Origin of the sequence: Leclercia tamurae, from assembly GCF_025566055.1 — a bacterium.
GTDB lineage: Bacteria > Pseudomonadota > Gammaproteobacteria > Enterobacterales > Enterobacteriaceae > Enterobacter > Enterobacter tamurae.
Genome location: NZ_JAMHKS010000073.1, coordinates 247,497 through 262,697, shown reverse-complemented (window position 1 = coordinate 262,697; position 15,201 = coordinate 247,497). Strand labels below are relative to the sequence as shown.

Genomic DNA, 15,201 nt, shown 5'->3' with positions numbered 1-15,201 from the left:
GGTGAATAACGGTCCAGCGCCCTTAGCGTTTCGTCAGACGGGAAACCAGCTCAAACTCCTTAAAGTTGACCGGACGCCGCTGCTGCATGGAAATATTCCCCGCAATGCCGGTGAGAATCGACATCGCCCCGGCCCGGTGGTCGGCCGCGCGCTGCAGCGGGTCGTGGCCCGGTGCACCAAACAGATCCGCCAGCATGGCGTTGTCGCCACCGCCGTGCCCCCCTTCACCAAGGCTGAATTCGGCCTTCCAGGGTTCGGCAAACATCGGGAAGACAGTAAGATCGCACTGCTCCAGGCTGCCCTCGTTTTCACGTTCGCCCCCGGCGTTAACGTAAGATTTCTCAACGATCTTCATCTCCAGGCGACCTTCGGTGCCGTTAAAGACCACGTTCAGCCCTTCCCACGGCAGGTAGGCGTTGAGGGAGTAGGTGAGCTGGACCTGGTTCTGGTACTTCACCAGCACTGAGAGGGTATCTTCGATGGTGATGCCGTCGCTGAACACGCTCTGGTCGCGGAAGTAGTTATCTTCGTGCTCGGCGTCGAGATAGAGCGCTTTCAGCTGGGCGTTACCCGCCATCTGCAGGGCGAAGGGATCCGCTTTCGACTCGGCAAAGCCGTGGGCGCGCGGGTAGAAGTGCGTCACGCCGCGCTTCTCGGCGTTCTCCCGGCCATAGAACTGCAGGCTGCCTTCGGCGTAAACCCGCTCCGGGTAGCTGCCGAGCCAGAAGTTCATCAGATCGAAGTGATGGGTGGATTTGTGCACCAGCAGGCCGCCGCTGTTGCGTTTTTCCCGATGCCAGCGGCGGAAGTAGTCCGCGCCGTGTTCGGTGTTGAGCAGCCACTCGAAGTGTACCGAGGTGACGGTGCCGATCGTCCCCTGCATCAGCAGCTCGCGCACCTTGCTGTGGTGCGGGGCGTAGCGGTAGTTAAAGGCCACCCGCACGCTGCGGCCGGTCTCTTCGATAGCGTCGAGAATGCGCAGGGCGCGCTGTTCATCGATGGTCATCGGCTTTTCGGTGATCACATCGCAGCCGGCGTGCAGGGCGCGAACGATGTAGTCGTCATGGGTACGATCCATGGTGGTGACGATAACTACATCAGGACGCGTTTCGCGGATCATCTCCTCAAACTGCGCCGCCTGCCAGGTGGAAACCGGCTCAGCCCCTTCGTTTTTTAATAGCTGATTAGCGTAGTGCATCCGCGTGGTGTTGGTATCGCAAAACGCGACCATTCTGGCATTTTGCCGCCAGGCACCGCCAATGGCGGAAATATATAAACCCGCACGACCACCGGTTCCGACCAGAGCATATTTTTTCATGGCATCCTCGATTAAGATGAGAAAATAAATATCAGCAAGGTGAATCAATGAAACGTATTCCACATCAGTTGATGGAGCTGAACAGCACTTTTATCTGGCACTGGCCCTGGTTTATTCAGGGGGTAAAAAGCGCGAAACAGCACGGTTTCACTGGGATCATCCTGCACCAACAGGAACTGCTTTCAGTACTTGCGACGCCCTCGCCGTTAAGTCAAAAACTCAATGTCGAGAACCTTATTCATCAGCAAAATTACGCCCTGCAATATTTAACCCGCGTCGATCGTTATCTGGCGGAAAATAACCTGTCGTTCTGGCTTCAGGGGGAGGCCGCGCCCAATGACGACATTATTAAGCGTAAATTTCCTGAACTGACGTTCGACGAAAAAAGCGCGCCGGATTTCTGGCACCGTTTTTATGCCGCCATATTGCATCCGCTATTACACGCCTTGCCCCATCTCAGCGGGCTTATTCTCAGCCTGACGACGCCGGACTTTCAGACCACCCGCTGGCAGCAAAGCCTGCATGATGTCTGGAGCCTGCTGCGCGCCCGGGGCAAAAAGCTGATCCTGCGCGACTTCATTGATAACAGCTGGCCACGCCAGCAGCTCGCTAACATTCTGGCGACGCTGCCGGACGACGTGCGCGCCTCGGTAAAAGCCACCGAGCTGGATTACCACCCCGGCTTTGCCAACCACCCGCACATCGCCACCCTGCCGGGGCATAAAAAGTGGATCGAGTATGACCTCTTCGGCACTGGCTACGGCTGGACCGCGCTGCCGTGCTATCTGGGCGATGAGATCAGCGGCCGCTTAAGCTGGGCGCTCAGCGCCGCCGAAAACGAAATCGAAGCCATCACCTCCCGCGTGAGCTGGCAGTGGCTGCCCGACAGCCGGGTGATGGACTCCGCCAACGCCATCAATCTGTTCGGTCTCACCGCCGCTAATCAGGCCGCCGATGCGGCGCTGCCCGCCACCTTCGATCGCTGGGCGGCGCACCATCAGCTCGGCTTTCGCTCTCTGCAAGACAAGCATCAGCTCTCGGCTATCGTCCACGCCAGCTATGACTGGCTGTGCAAAACGCCGAACCTTCTCGGGCGACGGCTGCACTATCAGAGCCAGATCCCGGAGAGCATCGCCCAGGCGCAGCAACTGCTGCATATGGACACTCGTAGCGCCAACTGGCTGCACGCCTGGCAGCCGCTGATGCCCACTGACGATCCCACGCTGGGTAAAGAGCAGCGGGAGCGGATGGCGCTGGAGAAAGAGGCCGCTTGCTTCCTCGCATCACGCACGCTGCACAACCTGCGTGAGCTGATGCCGCGTATTACCTGCCCGGACGACACCCTGGCGATCCTGCTCGCCGCCTGGCGCAGCGCGGAGATCTACAGCCAGATGTTCTCCCACGTGGCCGCCGCGGTGACCGACGTGCTGTGGCTCGACCATTACGGCGCCAACAGTCTGCCCGCTGACACCCTGCAGAAGCATCAGCAGCGGCTGCTTGACTACACCGACACCCTGGATCGCTGGCTGGCGGACCCGCCCGCCAGCGGCCCGTTATTCCTGCCGCTGTTGCTGAGCCCGGATCGGCTGGAGCGCTTTGCCAGAAGCCTGAGCGAGTCGCTGTAACTACAGCATAAAAACTGAGAGGGGGATTGTCTGTACGGGGGGCAGAGGGAAAGCGGAAGATTGGCGTGAAATCGGGAAAAGTGTGATGGCCTTTGCGGATCGCAGATAAAGCCTGTGATGCGTATCGGCTTTTTCCGTTCTGGTGACGTGATAAACATCACCAGAAGGGGAAAAAAATGTGATCCCCGACCAGCGGCCGGGGAGGGGATTTTAGTGCGCGCGGCCCTGTTCAACACCCAGGCCGGTTTGAGAGCGAATAAACTGGGCGCGGAACTTCTCACGCTCCAGATTACCTTCCGCCGAGTTATCGGTGGCGGAGAAGAACCAGATCCCAATGAAGGCCACGGCGATGGAGAACAGCGCCGGGTATTCGTAAGGGAAGATTGCGCTGGCATGACCGAGCACCTGTACCCAGATGGTCGGGCCGAGCACCATCAGGATCACCGCGGTCAACAGCCCCAGCCAGCCACCCACCATCGCTCCACGGGTGGTCAATTTTGACCAGTACATGGAGAGCAGAATGATCGGGAAGTTACAGCTTGCCGCAATCGAGAAGGCCAGACCCACCATAAAGGCGATGTTCTGATTCTCGAACAGGATCCCCAGCAGAATAGCGACGACGCCCAGCACCAGCACGGTGATTTTGGACACCCGCAGCTCATCACGTTCACTGGCGCCTTTACGGAACACGTTCGCGTAGAGGTCATGGGAGACCGCAGACGCGCCCGCCAGCGTCAGACCAGCAACCACCGCCAGAATGGTGGCGAAAGCCACTGCCGAGATAAAGCCAAGGAACAGGTTACCGCCGACGGCATTCGCCAGATGGACCGCCGCCATGTTGTTGCCGCCAATCAGTGCGCCCGTCGCGTCTTTAAACGCCGGGTTCGCGCCCACCAACATGATGGCGCCAAAGCCGATGATAAAGGTCAGAATATAGAAATAACCCATAAAACCGGTGGCGAAGAAGACGCTCTTACGCGCCTCGCGGGCATCGGACACCGTGAAGAAACGCATCAGGATATGCGGTAAACCGGCGGTACCAAACATCAGTCCCAGACCCAGGGACAGGGCGGATATCGGATCTTTTACCAGTCCGCCCGGGCTCATGATCGCTTCCCCTTTCGGGTGCACCGCCATCGCTTCGGCAAACAGGTTATTGAAGCTGAACCCGACGTGCTTCATCACCATAAAGGCCATAAAGCTGGCGCCGAACAGCAGCAGCACCGCTTTGATGATCTGCACCCAGGTGGTGGCGAGCATGCCGCCGAACAGAACGTACATCACCATCAGCACGCCCACCAGCACCACAGCGATGTGGTAGTTCAGGCCGAACAGGAGTTGGATCAGCTTACCGGCACCCACCATCTGGGCGATCAGGTACAGCGCCACCACCACCAGCGAACCGCAGGCGGAGAGAACACGAATCGGCCCCTGTTTCAGGCGATAGGAGGCGACGTCGGCAAAGGTGTATTTGCCCAGGTTGCGCAGGCGCTCGGCGATCAGGAACAGAATGATCGGCCAGCCCACCAGGAAGCCCAGGGAGTAGATCAGCCCGTCATACCCGGAGGTAAATACCAGCGCGGAGATGCCGAGGAACGACGCGGCAGACATATAGTCGCCCGCAATCGCCAGCCCGTTCTGGAAACCGGTGATATTGCCCCCGGCGGTGTAATAGTCGTTACGGGAGCGCACGCGTTTTGACGCCCAGTAGGTAATACCGAGCGTAAACACGACAAACACCAGGAACATGATAATTGCCTGCCAGTTGGTTGGCTGGCGCTGGACTGCACCGCTAATGGCATCCGCTGCGTTGGCTGCAAAGGGTAGCGTGGCGGCGAGCGCCGTCAGGACTCTCTTCATGATGCTTTTACCTCGCGCAGCACAGCTTTGTTCAGACGGTCAAACTCACCATTTGCCCGCCAGATATACACCCCGGTCAGGGCGAAAGAGATCAAAATGACACCGACGCCAATGGGGATCCCGCGGGTCACGCTGGTACCCGGATGCAGAGGGGTGCCGAGCCATTGTGGGGCGAAGGCGATGAGCAGAATAAAGCCAACGTAAATGATCAGCATGATGATAGATAGCATGTAGGCAAACCGTTGCCGTTTTTCTACGAGCTCCCTGTAGTGCGCACTATTCTCTATCTGCTGACAAATATTATCATTCATCACAGAATCTCCAGAGGTAAGGTAGGTTTGTTTTTATCCCCTCTCCCCTATGGGGAGAGGGCTAGGGTGAGGGGGAGTGCTTTTACGATGGCATTGCGATGGCCTGCTTCTCTTCGAGCAGTTTGTCCACCACGCCAGGATCGGCGAGCGTTGAGGTATCGCCTAAGTTGCTGGTATCACCCGCGGCGATTTTGCGCAGAATACGGCGCATGATCTTGCCGGAACGGGTTTTCGGCAGCGAGTCGGTCCAGTGCAGCACGTCCGGGGTGGCAAGCGGGCCAATCTCTTTTCGCACCCAGTTACGCACTTCGGTATACAGCTCTGGCGACGGCTCTTCACCATGATTCAGCGTGACGTAAGCGTAGATCGCCTGGCCTTTGATGCTGTGTGGAATGCCGACCACCGCCGCTTCGGCAATCTTCGGATGTGACACCAGCGCCGATTCAATCTCGGCGGTGCCCAGACGGTGGCCGGAGACGTTCAGCACGTCGTCCACGCGGCCGGTGATCCAGTAGTAACCGTCTTCATCCCGACGGGCGCCGTCGCCGCTGAAGTACATGTTTTTGAAGGTGGAGAAATAGGTCTGCTCGAAGCGATCGTGATCGCCGAACAGGGTCCGCGCCTGGCCTGGCCAGGAGTCGACGATCACCAGGTTGCCTTCGGTAGCCCCTTCCAGGGCGTTCCCTTCGTTATCCACCAGCGCAGGCTGGACGCCAAAGAACGGACGGGTCGCGGAGCCGGCTTTCAGCTGGGTAGCGCCCGGCAGCGGGGTGATCATGAACCCGCCGGTTTCGGTCTGCCACCAGGTATCGACGACCGGGCACTTCTCGTTACCGATCTTCTTCCAGTACCACTCCCAGGCTTCCGGGTTGATCGGCTCGCCCACGGATCCGAGGATGCGCAGGGAGGAGCGGTCGGTCCCTTCAATCGCCTTGTCGCCCTCGGCCATCAGCGCGCGGATCGCGGTCGGGGCGGTATAGAGAATATTGACCTGATGTTTGTCCACCACCTGGCTCATGCGCGCCGGGGTCGGCCAGTTTGGCACCCCTTCGAACATCAGGGTGGTCGCGCCGCAGGCCAGCGGGCCATACAGCAGATAGCTGTGACCGGTGACCCAGCCCACGTCGGCGGTACACCAGTAGATGTCGCCCTGATGATAATCAAAGACATACTTGAAGGTGGTGGCGGCATAGACCAGATAGCCGCCGGTGGTGTGCAACACCCCCTTCGGCTTGCCGGTAGAGCCGGAGGTATAAAGGATAAACAGCGGATCTTCCGCGTTCATCGCTTCCGGCTGGTGCTGGTCGCTGGCCTGTTCAATCAGGTCGCTCCACCACAGGTCGCGTCCCTCATGCCATTCAACAGCATTGCCGGTGCGCTTCAGCACAATCACGCTGTTAACGGTGTTTACGTTCGGGTTGTTCAGCGCGTCGTCGACGTTCTTTTTCAGCGGAACGGCACGACCAGCACGCACGCCTTCATCGGCGGTGATCACCAGTTTTGAGCTGGAGTCGATAATGCGTCCAGCCACCGCTTCCGGCGAGAAGCCGCCGAAGATCACAGAGTGCACGGCGCCGATGCGGGCGCAGGCCAGCATCGCCACGGCCGCTTCCGGCACCATTGGCATATAGATAGCCACCACGTCGCCTTTTTTGATGCCCTGGGCCAGCAGGACGTTGGCAAAGCGGCAGACGTCGCGGTGCAGTTCGCGGTAGGTGATTTTTTTGCTCTGGGTAGCGTCATCGCCTTCCCAGATGATTGCCGTCTGGTCGCCGCGCTCGGCGAGATGACGATCCAGGCAGTTGGCGGCGAGGTTCAGCGTGCCGTCTTCATACCATTTAATAGAGACGTTGCCGGGGGCAAAAGAGGTGTTCTTGACCGTCTGATATGGCGTGATCCAGTCAAGGATTTTGCCCTGCTCGCCCCAGAAGGCGTCAGGGTTAGTAATAGAGAGCTGATACTTCTCCTGGTACTGCTCCGGATTAATCAGGCAGCGGTCCGCAATATTTGCGGGAATGTCGTGTTTATGGACCTGGCTCATGGTTTTTGTTCTCCTTGTAGAATGTTAATAATATGTCGCAAAAACGTTAATAGTAGGGGCTTTGAGACCTTTGTTTACTATTTGGGCGACAGATCACGCAAAAATTAAAGAGTTCGAAAATTGAGCAAATGACACTTTGCAGAAAAATAATTACTCTTGCGGATTATTTACATTTATGGATAAAAAAGCGTTTTTATAACAAAAGGTTATTTATCATGACTAATACAAATTAGCGTGATAACGCCTTTTGTCAGTCAAATGCCTCGTTCTTAAAGGCTTGCGCAGCATGCCGTGCAAATGGTACTGATACGGCGCGTTAAAAAACCCCATAAATGAACGCAACACAATTCATACCCTTTCAGTATGTGTCGTCCCCATCGTTTTACGAGTACGAACACTTCATTGAGGAAGTTTCTTGTCATGAAAAATTTGAAAGTCAGCCTTGCCTGGCAAATTTTGCTGGCCCTTGTGCTGGGTATCTTGCTGGGTAGTTATCTGCATTATCACAGTGACAGCCGCGAATGGCTGATCGCCAACTTACTGTCGCCAGCCGGTGATATCTTTATCCATCTGATCAAGATGATTGTGGTGCCGATTGTTATCTCGACGCTGGTGGTAGGGATTGCCGGGGTCGGTGATGCGAAGCAGCTGGGCCGCATCGGTGCAAAAACCATATTTTATTTCGAAGTGATCACTACGGTGGCGATCATACTCGGCATCACGCTGGCGAATGTGTTCCAGCCTGGCGCGGGCATTGATATGTCGCAGCTGGCGACGGTGGATATTTCGAAATACCAAAGCACAACCGCCGATGTGCAAAGCCATTCTCATGGCCTGATGGGAACCATCCTGTCGCTGGTGCCGACCAATATCGTGGCATCGATGGCGAAAGGCGAAATGCTGCCGATCATCTTCTTCTCGGTGCTGTTTGGTCTGGGGCTGGCGTCACTGCCGTCCACCCATCGCGAGCCGCTGGTGACCGTGTTCCGCTCCATCTCTGAAACCATGTTCAAAGTGACCCACATGGTGATGCGTTATGCGCCGGTCGGGGTGTTCGCGCTGATCTCGGTGACGGTAGCGAACTTCGGCTTTGCCTCCCTGTGGCCGCTGGCGAAGCTGGTGCTGCTGGTTCACTTCGCGATCCTGTTCTTCGCCCTGGTGGTGCTGGGGCTGGTGGCGCGGATGTGTGGCCTGAGCATCTGGATCCTGATCCGCATCCTGAAAGACGAGCTGATTCTGGCGTACTCCACCGCCAGCTCCGAGAGCGTGCTGCCGCGTATTATTGAGAAGATGGAAGCCTACGGGGCGCCGGCGTCGATCACCAGCTTCGTGGTGCCGACCGGTTACTCGTTTAACCTCGACGGCTCGACGCTGTACCAGAGTATCGCCGCGATCTTTATCGCTCAGCTGTACGGTATCGACCTCTCCCTGTGGCAGGAAATTGTTCTCGTACTGACCCTGATGGTGACCTCGAAAGGGATTGCTGGCGTGCCGGGCGTGTCGTTTGTGGTACTGCTGGCAACGCTGGGCAGCGTGGGTATTCCGCTGGAAGGGCTGGCGTTTATCGCCGGTGTTGACCGTATCCTCGACATGGCGCGTACCGCCCTGAACGTGGTGGGTAATGCCCTGGCGGTGCTGGTGATTGCCAAGTGGGAACACAAATTCGACCGCAAGAAAGCCCTGGCGTATGAACGCGAGGTGCTGGGTCGTTTCGATAAGACGGCAGACCAGTAAAGTGCATTGCCCGGCCTACAGCATCGTAGGCCGGGCAAGCGAAGCGCCCCCGGCATGCAGACCGCACTACTCCCCGCTTAACGTATCAAACTCCTCGCACCCCGTATCAAAGCCTTCGCTACAGCTCAGATTTAACCAGTACAGCGCCTTCTGTTTATTCGGCGTGATAAAACCAGCCTCCCCCTGGTGAAACACCTGGCCTGCCCAGTATTCCGCGTAACCCGTGCGCGAGAGGGTGGAGCTCTGCTTGAACCACTGGGCGGCCTGGACGTCATCCTGCGCGACTTCCACGCCGTTGGCGTAGATCAGCCCCAGCAGCAGTTGGGCATCAACGGCGGCGTCATCCTCGGTATTCCCGGCGACCTTATGCAGTAAGGTCAGCGCCTGCGGGTAGTCGGTTTGCCCGGCCCCGGTATTCACCAGTAAACGCGCCAGCATCACTGCACCCGGTGAACTGCCCGCCACGGTGGCCTGCTGCGCCAGTCCTTTCGCCTGCGCCAGATCGCCATGTTTAAACTTGATTTGCGACAGCAGCGCCATGGCATCCACGTCACCGTTTTTAGCCGCTTTCTCGGCCCAGGCTTCGGCCTGCTTATCATCACCCGAGCTGTAATAGGTTTCGGCAAGATAATACTGAGCCCGGCTGTCGCCCGCCTCAGCCTGCTTCAGGTACTGGCCGCCAATCTCCTCGGCGCAAACCAGGGAAGAAAAAAGGATCAACAACAGATAAAGAGGTTTCATGCGTTATTTTCGTAGGGGTAGATAACGGGCAGTATAAGCGCGGTATGAGAAGAAAAAAATGGGTGCGTTAAGACCTCCCCTCCCCACAAGCCGGGCGGGTTTCCCCGCCCGCTGACGTTAGCCTGCTGCGCAGGCTAATTTAGTCGCCACTTCATATTTTTCACTCTTTATTGTCAGTTCGCATAACGTGCCGCGATTAATAAAGGTGAATATTATTATGGTCAGGCAAATAATAACTATTATACCTAACACGGTTTTTAATGGCGTCATGCCCTTTTCTCCTTGCTAATAAAAGAGTAAGGGGCTATCCTCAACTTGTGTGGAGTTGAGGGATAGCCCCCGGTTAATGGAAACATTTCCGGGGTTTTTCACTTTCTGTCCCTCAACTTATGCTCAAGACAGAAAGCCTTAAGCACCCGCCGTTAATCTTATCCCTATGAACTAAAAAGAAAAGATGTAATTCCTTTTAGGTGAAATTACATTTCTCTGGAATGCTGCTCGCAAAATAATATTCACCATATATTATTTCTATTATGCAAATAAAAACGGGGTGAATATTTCACCCCATTTTATTAATTACTCCTTTAATTGCATCAACTCATAGCCGTCTCACGTAAACGGTTTTTCAGCTTATTATATTCTTCAATCACATAGTGCTCGGCGGCAGATTGATCCGCAATCGGCTCGATGCGCACGGCACAATATTTATATTCCGGCGTTTTGGTTATCGGGCTGAGGTTTTCCGTCACCAGTTCGTTGCAGGCCCCGATCCACCACTGGTAGGTCATGTATACCGCACCGACGTTTGGCCGATCGCTTACCTGGGCGCGGGTGATGACCCGGCCTTTGCGGGAGTTGACCCACACCAGCGCCTCATCTTCAATGCCCAGACGCGCAGCATCCTCGGTGTTGATCTGCACATAGCCGGGCTCATCCGCCAGCGCCGACAGCGCCGCGCAGTTGCCGGTCATCGAGCGGCAGGAGTAGTGGCCCACTTCGCGCACGGTGGAGAGCACCATCGGATAGTCGTCATCCAGCTTATCGATGGGGGCCATCCAGTCGCAGGTGAAGAACTGCGCCAGCCCGTTCGGGGTGTCGAATTTCTCCGCAAACAGGTACGAGGTGCCCTGGTCCTCCGGCGACTCGTCCCGGCATGGCCACTGGATATAGCCCAGCTCGCCCATCTTCTCGTAGGTCGCCCCTTTAAAGCCCGGACACAGCTGGCGCAGCTCGTCCCAGATTTGCTGCGTGTTGTCGTAGTGCATCGGGTAGCCCATCCGGGTGGCGATCTCACTGATAATCTGCCAGTCGGTTTTCAGATCCCACTTCGGTTCCACCGCTTTAAAAAAGCGCTGGAAGCCGCGGTCGGCGGCGGTGTAGACCCCTTCATGCTCGCCCCACGAGGTGGAGGGTAGAACAACATCCGCCACCGCCGCGGTTTTGGTCATAAAGATATCCTGCACAATCACCAGCTCAAGATCGGCAAACGCCTGACGCACTGCCGAAAGCTCAGCATCGGTCTGGAGCGGATCTTCCCCCATGATGTACGCCGCCCGCACCTCTTTGTGGGCCACGCGGTGCGGCAGCTCGCTGATACGGTAGCCGGGGTGCGCCGGCAGGCTCTCCACGCCCCAGGCGCGGGCGAACTTCTCGCGGTTTTCCGGGTATTTAACAAACTGGTAGCCCGGGTAGGTATCCGGCAGCGCCCCCATATCGCAGGCACCCTGGACGTTATTCTGTCCCCGCACCGGATTAACCCCGACGTGGGCTTTGCCGAGGTTGCCGGTCAGCATGGCAAGGCTGGTCAGCGCACGCACGGTCTCCACCCCCTGCCAGAACTGGGTCACGCCCATCCCCCATAGCAGGGTGGCCGTTTTCGCCCGGGCATACATCCGGGCAGCCTGGCGGATCTCCCGCGCGCTCACGCCGGTAATGGCCTCGACCGACTCCGGCGTGTAGCGTTCCACAATCTGACGGTACGCATCAAAGCCTTCCGTACGGGTGGCGACGAAGGCCCGATCGTAGAGGTTCTCGGCAATAATCACGTGGCCGATGGCATTAAGCAGGGCGATGTTCGAGCCGTTTCGCAACGCAATGTGCATATCGGCAATACGCGCGGTTTCGATGCGCCGCGGATCGCAGACAATGATTTTCGCCCCGTTCTGCTTCGCGCGCAGAATATGATTGGCGACAATCGGGTGCGAATCCGCCGGGTTATAGCCAAAAATAAACACTAACGCAGTGTTATCAATCTCGTTGATGGCATTGCTCATGGCGCCATTCCCGACCGACTGGTGCAGACCTGCAACCGAAGGGCCGTGTCAGACGCGTGCGCAGCAGTCGACGTTGTTAGTACCAATCACCGCCCGGGCAAATTTTTACATCAGGTAGTTGGTTTCATTCCCGGTGCCGCGCGAGGAGCCGGTGGTCTGGATCGCATCCGGACCGTGCTGCGCCTTAATCTCGCTAAGGCGATGGGCGACATAGTCCAGCGCCTCATCCCAGGAGACGGACTCCAGCCTGCCGCCGCGTTCGCGGCGAATCATCGGGCTTTTCAGCCGCGGGGTGAGGATTTGGGTGTCGTTAATAAAATCCCAGCCGTAGTAGCCCTTCAGGCACAGCTTGCCCTGGTTGGTTTTCCCTTCGGCTGCCTCCGCCCGGATGATGTTGCCGTTATCGACCACCAGGTTGATCTTGCATCCTGAGGCGCAATAGGGGCACACCGTGATGACGTTTTTCATCGGTCTCGCTCCAGATTCAAATGATGCTGACATGTAGGTTTCCCCTGACTTTACGGGCGAATCCGGGTCAAAACCCTGACGGAAAACAGGCCCGCGTCAAAAATTGCGACAGCGGAAGCGATGGGGATGTGACGGCGGTTGAAGATCCGTGACGGAAAAGACGTTTTGGCTGGAGCCTTGCACAGAATGGGCCAGACTGATCTTTACCTCCCCAATGGAATCCCGTGATGAAACCAGCAATTCTGGTGGTCGATGACGACACCGCGGTCTGCGAACTGTTGCAGGATGTGCTCAACGAGCACGTCTTTACCGTCCATGTGTGCCACAACGGCCAGGATGCCCTGCGGCTGGCGCAGCAGGTACCGGAGATCGCGCTGGTGTTGCTGGATATGATGCTGCCGGATATCAACGGTTTGCAGGTGCTCCAGCAACTGCAAAAGCAGCGCCCGGAGCTGCCAGTGATCATGCTTACCGGCCTCGGCAGTGAGTCGGACGTGGTGGTGGGCCTTGAGATGGGGGCCGACGACTACATCGGCAAGCCCTTCAACCCCCGGGTGGTGGTGGCGCGGGTCAAAGCCGTGCTGCGCCGCACCGGCGCGCTGGCGGCAGAACCTGTCGTTGCCCGGGTGGCCGGGATCGGCTTTAACGGCTGGACGCTGGATACCACCCGCTGTGAACTGATTGACCCGCAGCGCGGCGTGGTAGCCCTGACCCAGGGCGAGTACGGTCTACTCCTGGCCCTGACGCAAAACGCCCGCCGGGTACTGAGCCGCGAACAGCTGCTGGAGCTGACCCACAGCGAAAGCGCGGAGGTGTTCGATCGCACCATCGACGTGCTGATCATGCGTCTGCGGCGCAAAATCGAAATCAACCCCCATCAGCCACTGCTGATTAAAACCATCCGCGGGCTGGGCTACGTCTTTGCCGCCGACGTGCAGCACGGCGACAGGGCGGCTTAAGCCAGCGGGTTCTCCTGAATAAACAGCTGTAGCTCCGACAGGGTTTTCGCCCCGTCGATGGCGTTGGCTGCCAGCAGGCTGGCCCGCGCGCAGGCATGCGCCATCCGGATGCTCTCCGCCAGCGACAGCGATTCGTGGCAGCCATATAAAAAGCCGGCGCAGAAGGCATCTCCCGCCCCGACGCTGCCGACAATCTCCTCCCGGGTCAGTCGCCACGAGGGGATCCAGCCTCCCTCCTGGTCCGGCTCCTGCCCCCAGGCCCCTTCCGGACAGTGGATCACCACCCGTGCCTGCACGCCCGCCGTCAGCAGCTCTGCCGCCGCCGCGGCGATATTAGCGATTACCGGCGCATCCTGGTCATCGCGCATCGGCAGGCCGCTGAATTCGCCCGCCTCCAGCTCGTTGATCACCAGATAGTCGAGATGGCGCAGGGTAGGGAGCACCAGCGGCTGATAGCGCGGATCGCCCTTGCGCGACACCAGGTCGAGTGAGGTCTGAAACCCCAGCTCGCGCATCTGCGCCAGCAGCCGCGCGCTGCGGGTGCCGTATTCGTCGTCCGGCATATCCAGGCTGTCCAGCAGCAGGAGATAGCCCAGATGGAAGATCTTCAGGCTGTGATCGAGCCGGTCGAAGGCGGGCAGATCCAGCAGCCGGTTGGCTCCCGGGGAGTGGAAAAAGGTGCGCTGGCCGCTGGGGTCGGTCATCACCTGCGACATGGAGGTGGGGGCAAAGGTGGTGCGCTGCACCCGCTGGCGGTTGACGTGATACTGGTCGAGCATGGCAAGGATGTAATCTCCGTCATGGTCATCCCCCACCAGCCCGACCGCCTGCAGCGGCAGCCCGGCATGCATCTTCGCCAGGGTTAACAGCACGTTGAGGGGCGCACCCCCGGTGGCGCGCTCGCTGTGGACGATCTCCGCCAGCCAGCCGCGCTCCGGCCACTGCACAATCTGGTGGACGTGATCCACCAGCATATTGCCCGCCGCGATAATGCCCCGGCGTTCCATTATGCAAACCCCGCGCTGCCAAAGGTGCGCATTTGCGCGGCCACGGTGTCAGTAATTGCCTCTTCGATGCCCAGCAGCAGTTCGGCAAACTCATCGTACAGCGGTTGGCGGTTGGCCATCCGCTGCTCCATCGCCGCCAGCGCGGCCTGGGACATGCCGGTATAGAAGTTAATTTTGTGGATCCCCAGCTCAATGGCGCGACGGAAATCGGCATCGCTGATCCCGGACCCGCCGTGCAGCACCAGCGGCAGGCCGGTCTGCTGGCGGATGGCGTCAAGACGGGCGAAATCGAGCTTTGGCTCGCCCTTGTACTTGCCGTGGGCATTGCCGATTGCCACCGCCAGGGCGTCGATGCCGGTCTGGTCGACAAACTCCCTTGCCAGCGCAGGATCGGTGAAAAAGGCTTCGTCGGCATGGCCGTACAGGGCGCCACCCTCATCGCCCCCCACCGCCCCCAGCTCAGCTTCAACCGACACGCCGACCGCGTGGCACATCTTCACCACCTCCCGCGTCTGGCGGATGTTCTCCTCGTAGCTCAGCGTGGAGCCGTCGAACATCACCGAGCTGAATCCCAGGCGCAGCGCCCGCACCACCGCCTCGAAATGCAGGCCGTGATCGAGGTTCAGCACCACCGGAATGTCATGCCGGGCGGCTTCGAATTTGACCGCCTCCACCAGCGAGTCGAGCGAGACATACTTAAAATGCACTTCGGCAATGTTGATGATAAAGGGCGAGTTCTCCTGACGGGCGGCGGCAAACAGCGCCCGCAGGAAGTGAGAGTCGAGGACGTTAAACGCCCCCAGGGCATAACGATGCTCGCGGGCGTGCGCCAGCCCGTCGGCGAGAGAGATAAGCGGCATGATT

11 protein-coding genes and 1 pseudogene are annotated in these 15,201 nt (G+C 58.4%); 3 read left to right on the top strand and 9 right to left on the bottom strand.

What is annotated here, in order from left to right:
• Nucleotides 1-22: 22 nt before the first annotated feature.
• Nucleotides 23-1,318, bottom strand: a complete 1,296-nt coding sequence (locus tag M8318_RS12890) for a Gfo/Idh/MocA family protein (RefSeq protein ID WP_262663029.1) — start codon at nucleotides 1,316-1,318, stop codon at nucleotides 23-25.
• A 47-nt stretch (nucleotides 1,319-1,365) separates the two neighbouring features.
• On the opposite strand from M8318_RS12890, the gene M8318_RS12885 reads away from it, so the two are divergent.
• Nucleotides 1,366-2,943 (top strand): hypothetical protein, encoded by a 1,578-nt coding sequence (locus M8318_RS12885; protein ID WP_262663028.1) that lies wholly within the window; start codon nucleotides 1,366-1,368, stop codon nucleotides 2,941-2,943.
• A 210-nt stretch (nucleotides 2,944-3,153) separates the two neighbouring features.
• Here M8318_RS12885 and actP read toward each other — a convergent pair whose 3' ends face one another.
• The 3 genes from actP to acs form a co-directional block, all read right to left on the bottom strand.
• Entirely contained in the window at nucleotides 3,154-4,803 is a 1,650-nt protein-coding gene (actP, locus tag M8318_RS12880) for a cation/acetate symporter ActP (protein WP_262663026.1), read from the bottom strand.
• Nucleotides 4,800-5,114: a DUF485 domain-containing protein gene (locus tag M8318_RS12875; protein WP_261644550.1), complete on the bottom strand. Its 315-nt coding sequence runs from the start codon at nucleotides 5,112-5,114 to the stop codon at nucleotides 4,800-4,802. The genes actP and M8318_RS12875 overlap by 4 nt, the downstream gene beginning before the upstream one ends.
• 82 nt (nucleotides 5,115-5,196) lie before the next feature.
• Nucleotides 5,197-7,155, bottom strand: coding sequence for an acetate--CoA ligase (gene acs / locus M8318_RS12870; RefSeq protein WP_262663024.1), 1,959 nt, complete (start codon nucleotides 7,153-7,155; stop codon nucleotides 5,197-5,199).
• A gap of 420 nt (nucleotides 7,156-7,575) precedes the next feature.
• Here acs and gltP point away from each other — a divergent pair, with 420 nt between their 5' ends.
• A complete protein-coding gene (gene gltP, locus M8318_RS12865) occupies nucleotides 7,576-8,889 on the top strand; it encodes a glutamate/aspartate:proton symporter GltP (RefSeq protein ID WP_262663022.1) in 1,314 nt (437 codons plus the stop codon).
• A gap of 66 nt (nucleotides 8,890-8,955) precedes the next feature.
• Here gltP and M8318_RS12860 read toward each other — a convergent pair whose 3' ends face one another.
• From M8318_RS12860 to fdhF, 3 genes and pseudogenes are all read right to left on the bottom strand, one after another.
• On the bottom strand, nucleotides 8,956-9,630 hold the full coding sequence (locus tag M8318_RS12860) for a tetratricopeptide repeat protein (protein ID WP_262663020.1): 675 nt from the start codon (nucleotides 9,628-9,630) through the stop codon (nucleotides 8,956-8,958).
• A 117-nt stretch (nucleotides 9,631-9,747) separates the two neighbouring features.
• On the bottom strand, nucleotides 9,748-9,900 hold the full coding sequence (locus M8318_RS12855; RefSeq protein ID WP_262663019.1) for a Hok/Gef family protein: 153 nt from the start codon (nucleotides 9,898-9,900) through the stop codon (nucleotides 9,748-9,750).
• A 323-nt stretch (nucleotides 9,901-10,223) separates the two neighbouring features.
• Nucleotides 10,224-12,371 (bottom strand): annotated as a pseudogene (gene fdhF, locus M8318_RS12850) (formate dehydrogenase subunit alpha).
• A 227-nt stretch (nucleotides 12,372-12,598) separates the two neighbouring features.
• On the opposite strand from fdhF, the gene M8318_RS12845 reads away from it, so the two are divergent.
• On the top strand, nucleotides 12,599-13,330 hold the full coding sequence (locus M8318_RS12845; RefSeq protein WP_106993961.1) for a response regulator: 732 nt from the start codon (nucleotides 12,599-12,601) through the stop codon (nucleotides 13,328-13,330).
• Here the strand turns inward: M8318_RS12845 and M8318_RS12840 are convergent.
• Both M8318_RS12840 and M8318_RS12835 read right to left on the bottom strand, forming a co-directional pair.
• Nucleotides 13,327-14,340 carry a carbohydrate kinase family protein gene (locus M8318_RS12840; protein WP_262663070.1) on the bottom strand — a complete coding sequence of 338 codons (1,014 nt, stop codon included), beginning with the start codon at nucleotides 14,338-14,340 and terminating at the stop codon, nucleotides 13,327-13,329. The two genes, M8318_RS12845 and M8318_RS12840, sit on opposite strands and share 4 nt — an antisense overlap.
• Nucleotides 14,337-15,197 (bottom strand): ketose 1,6-bisphosphate aldolase, encoded by an 861-nt coding sequence (locus M8318_RS12835; RefSeq protein ID WP_262663018.1) that lies wholly within the window; start codon nucleotides 15,195-15,197, stop codon nucleotides 14,337-14,339. Before M8318_RS12835 ends, M8318_RS12840 begins: the two co-directional genes overlap by 4 nt.
• Between the last annotated feature and the right edge of the window lie 4 nt (nucleotides 15,198-15,201).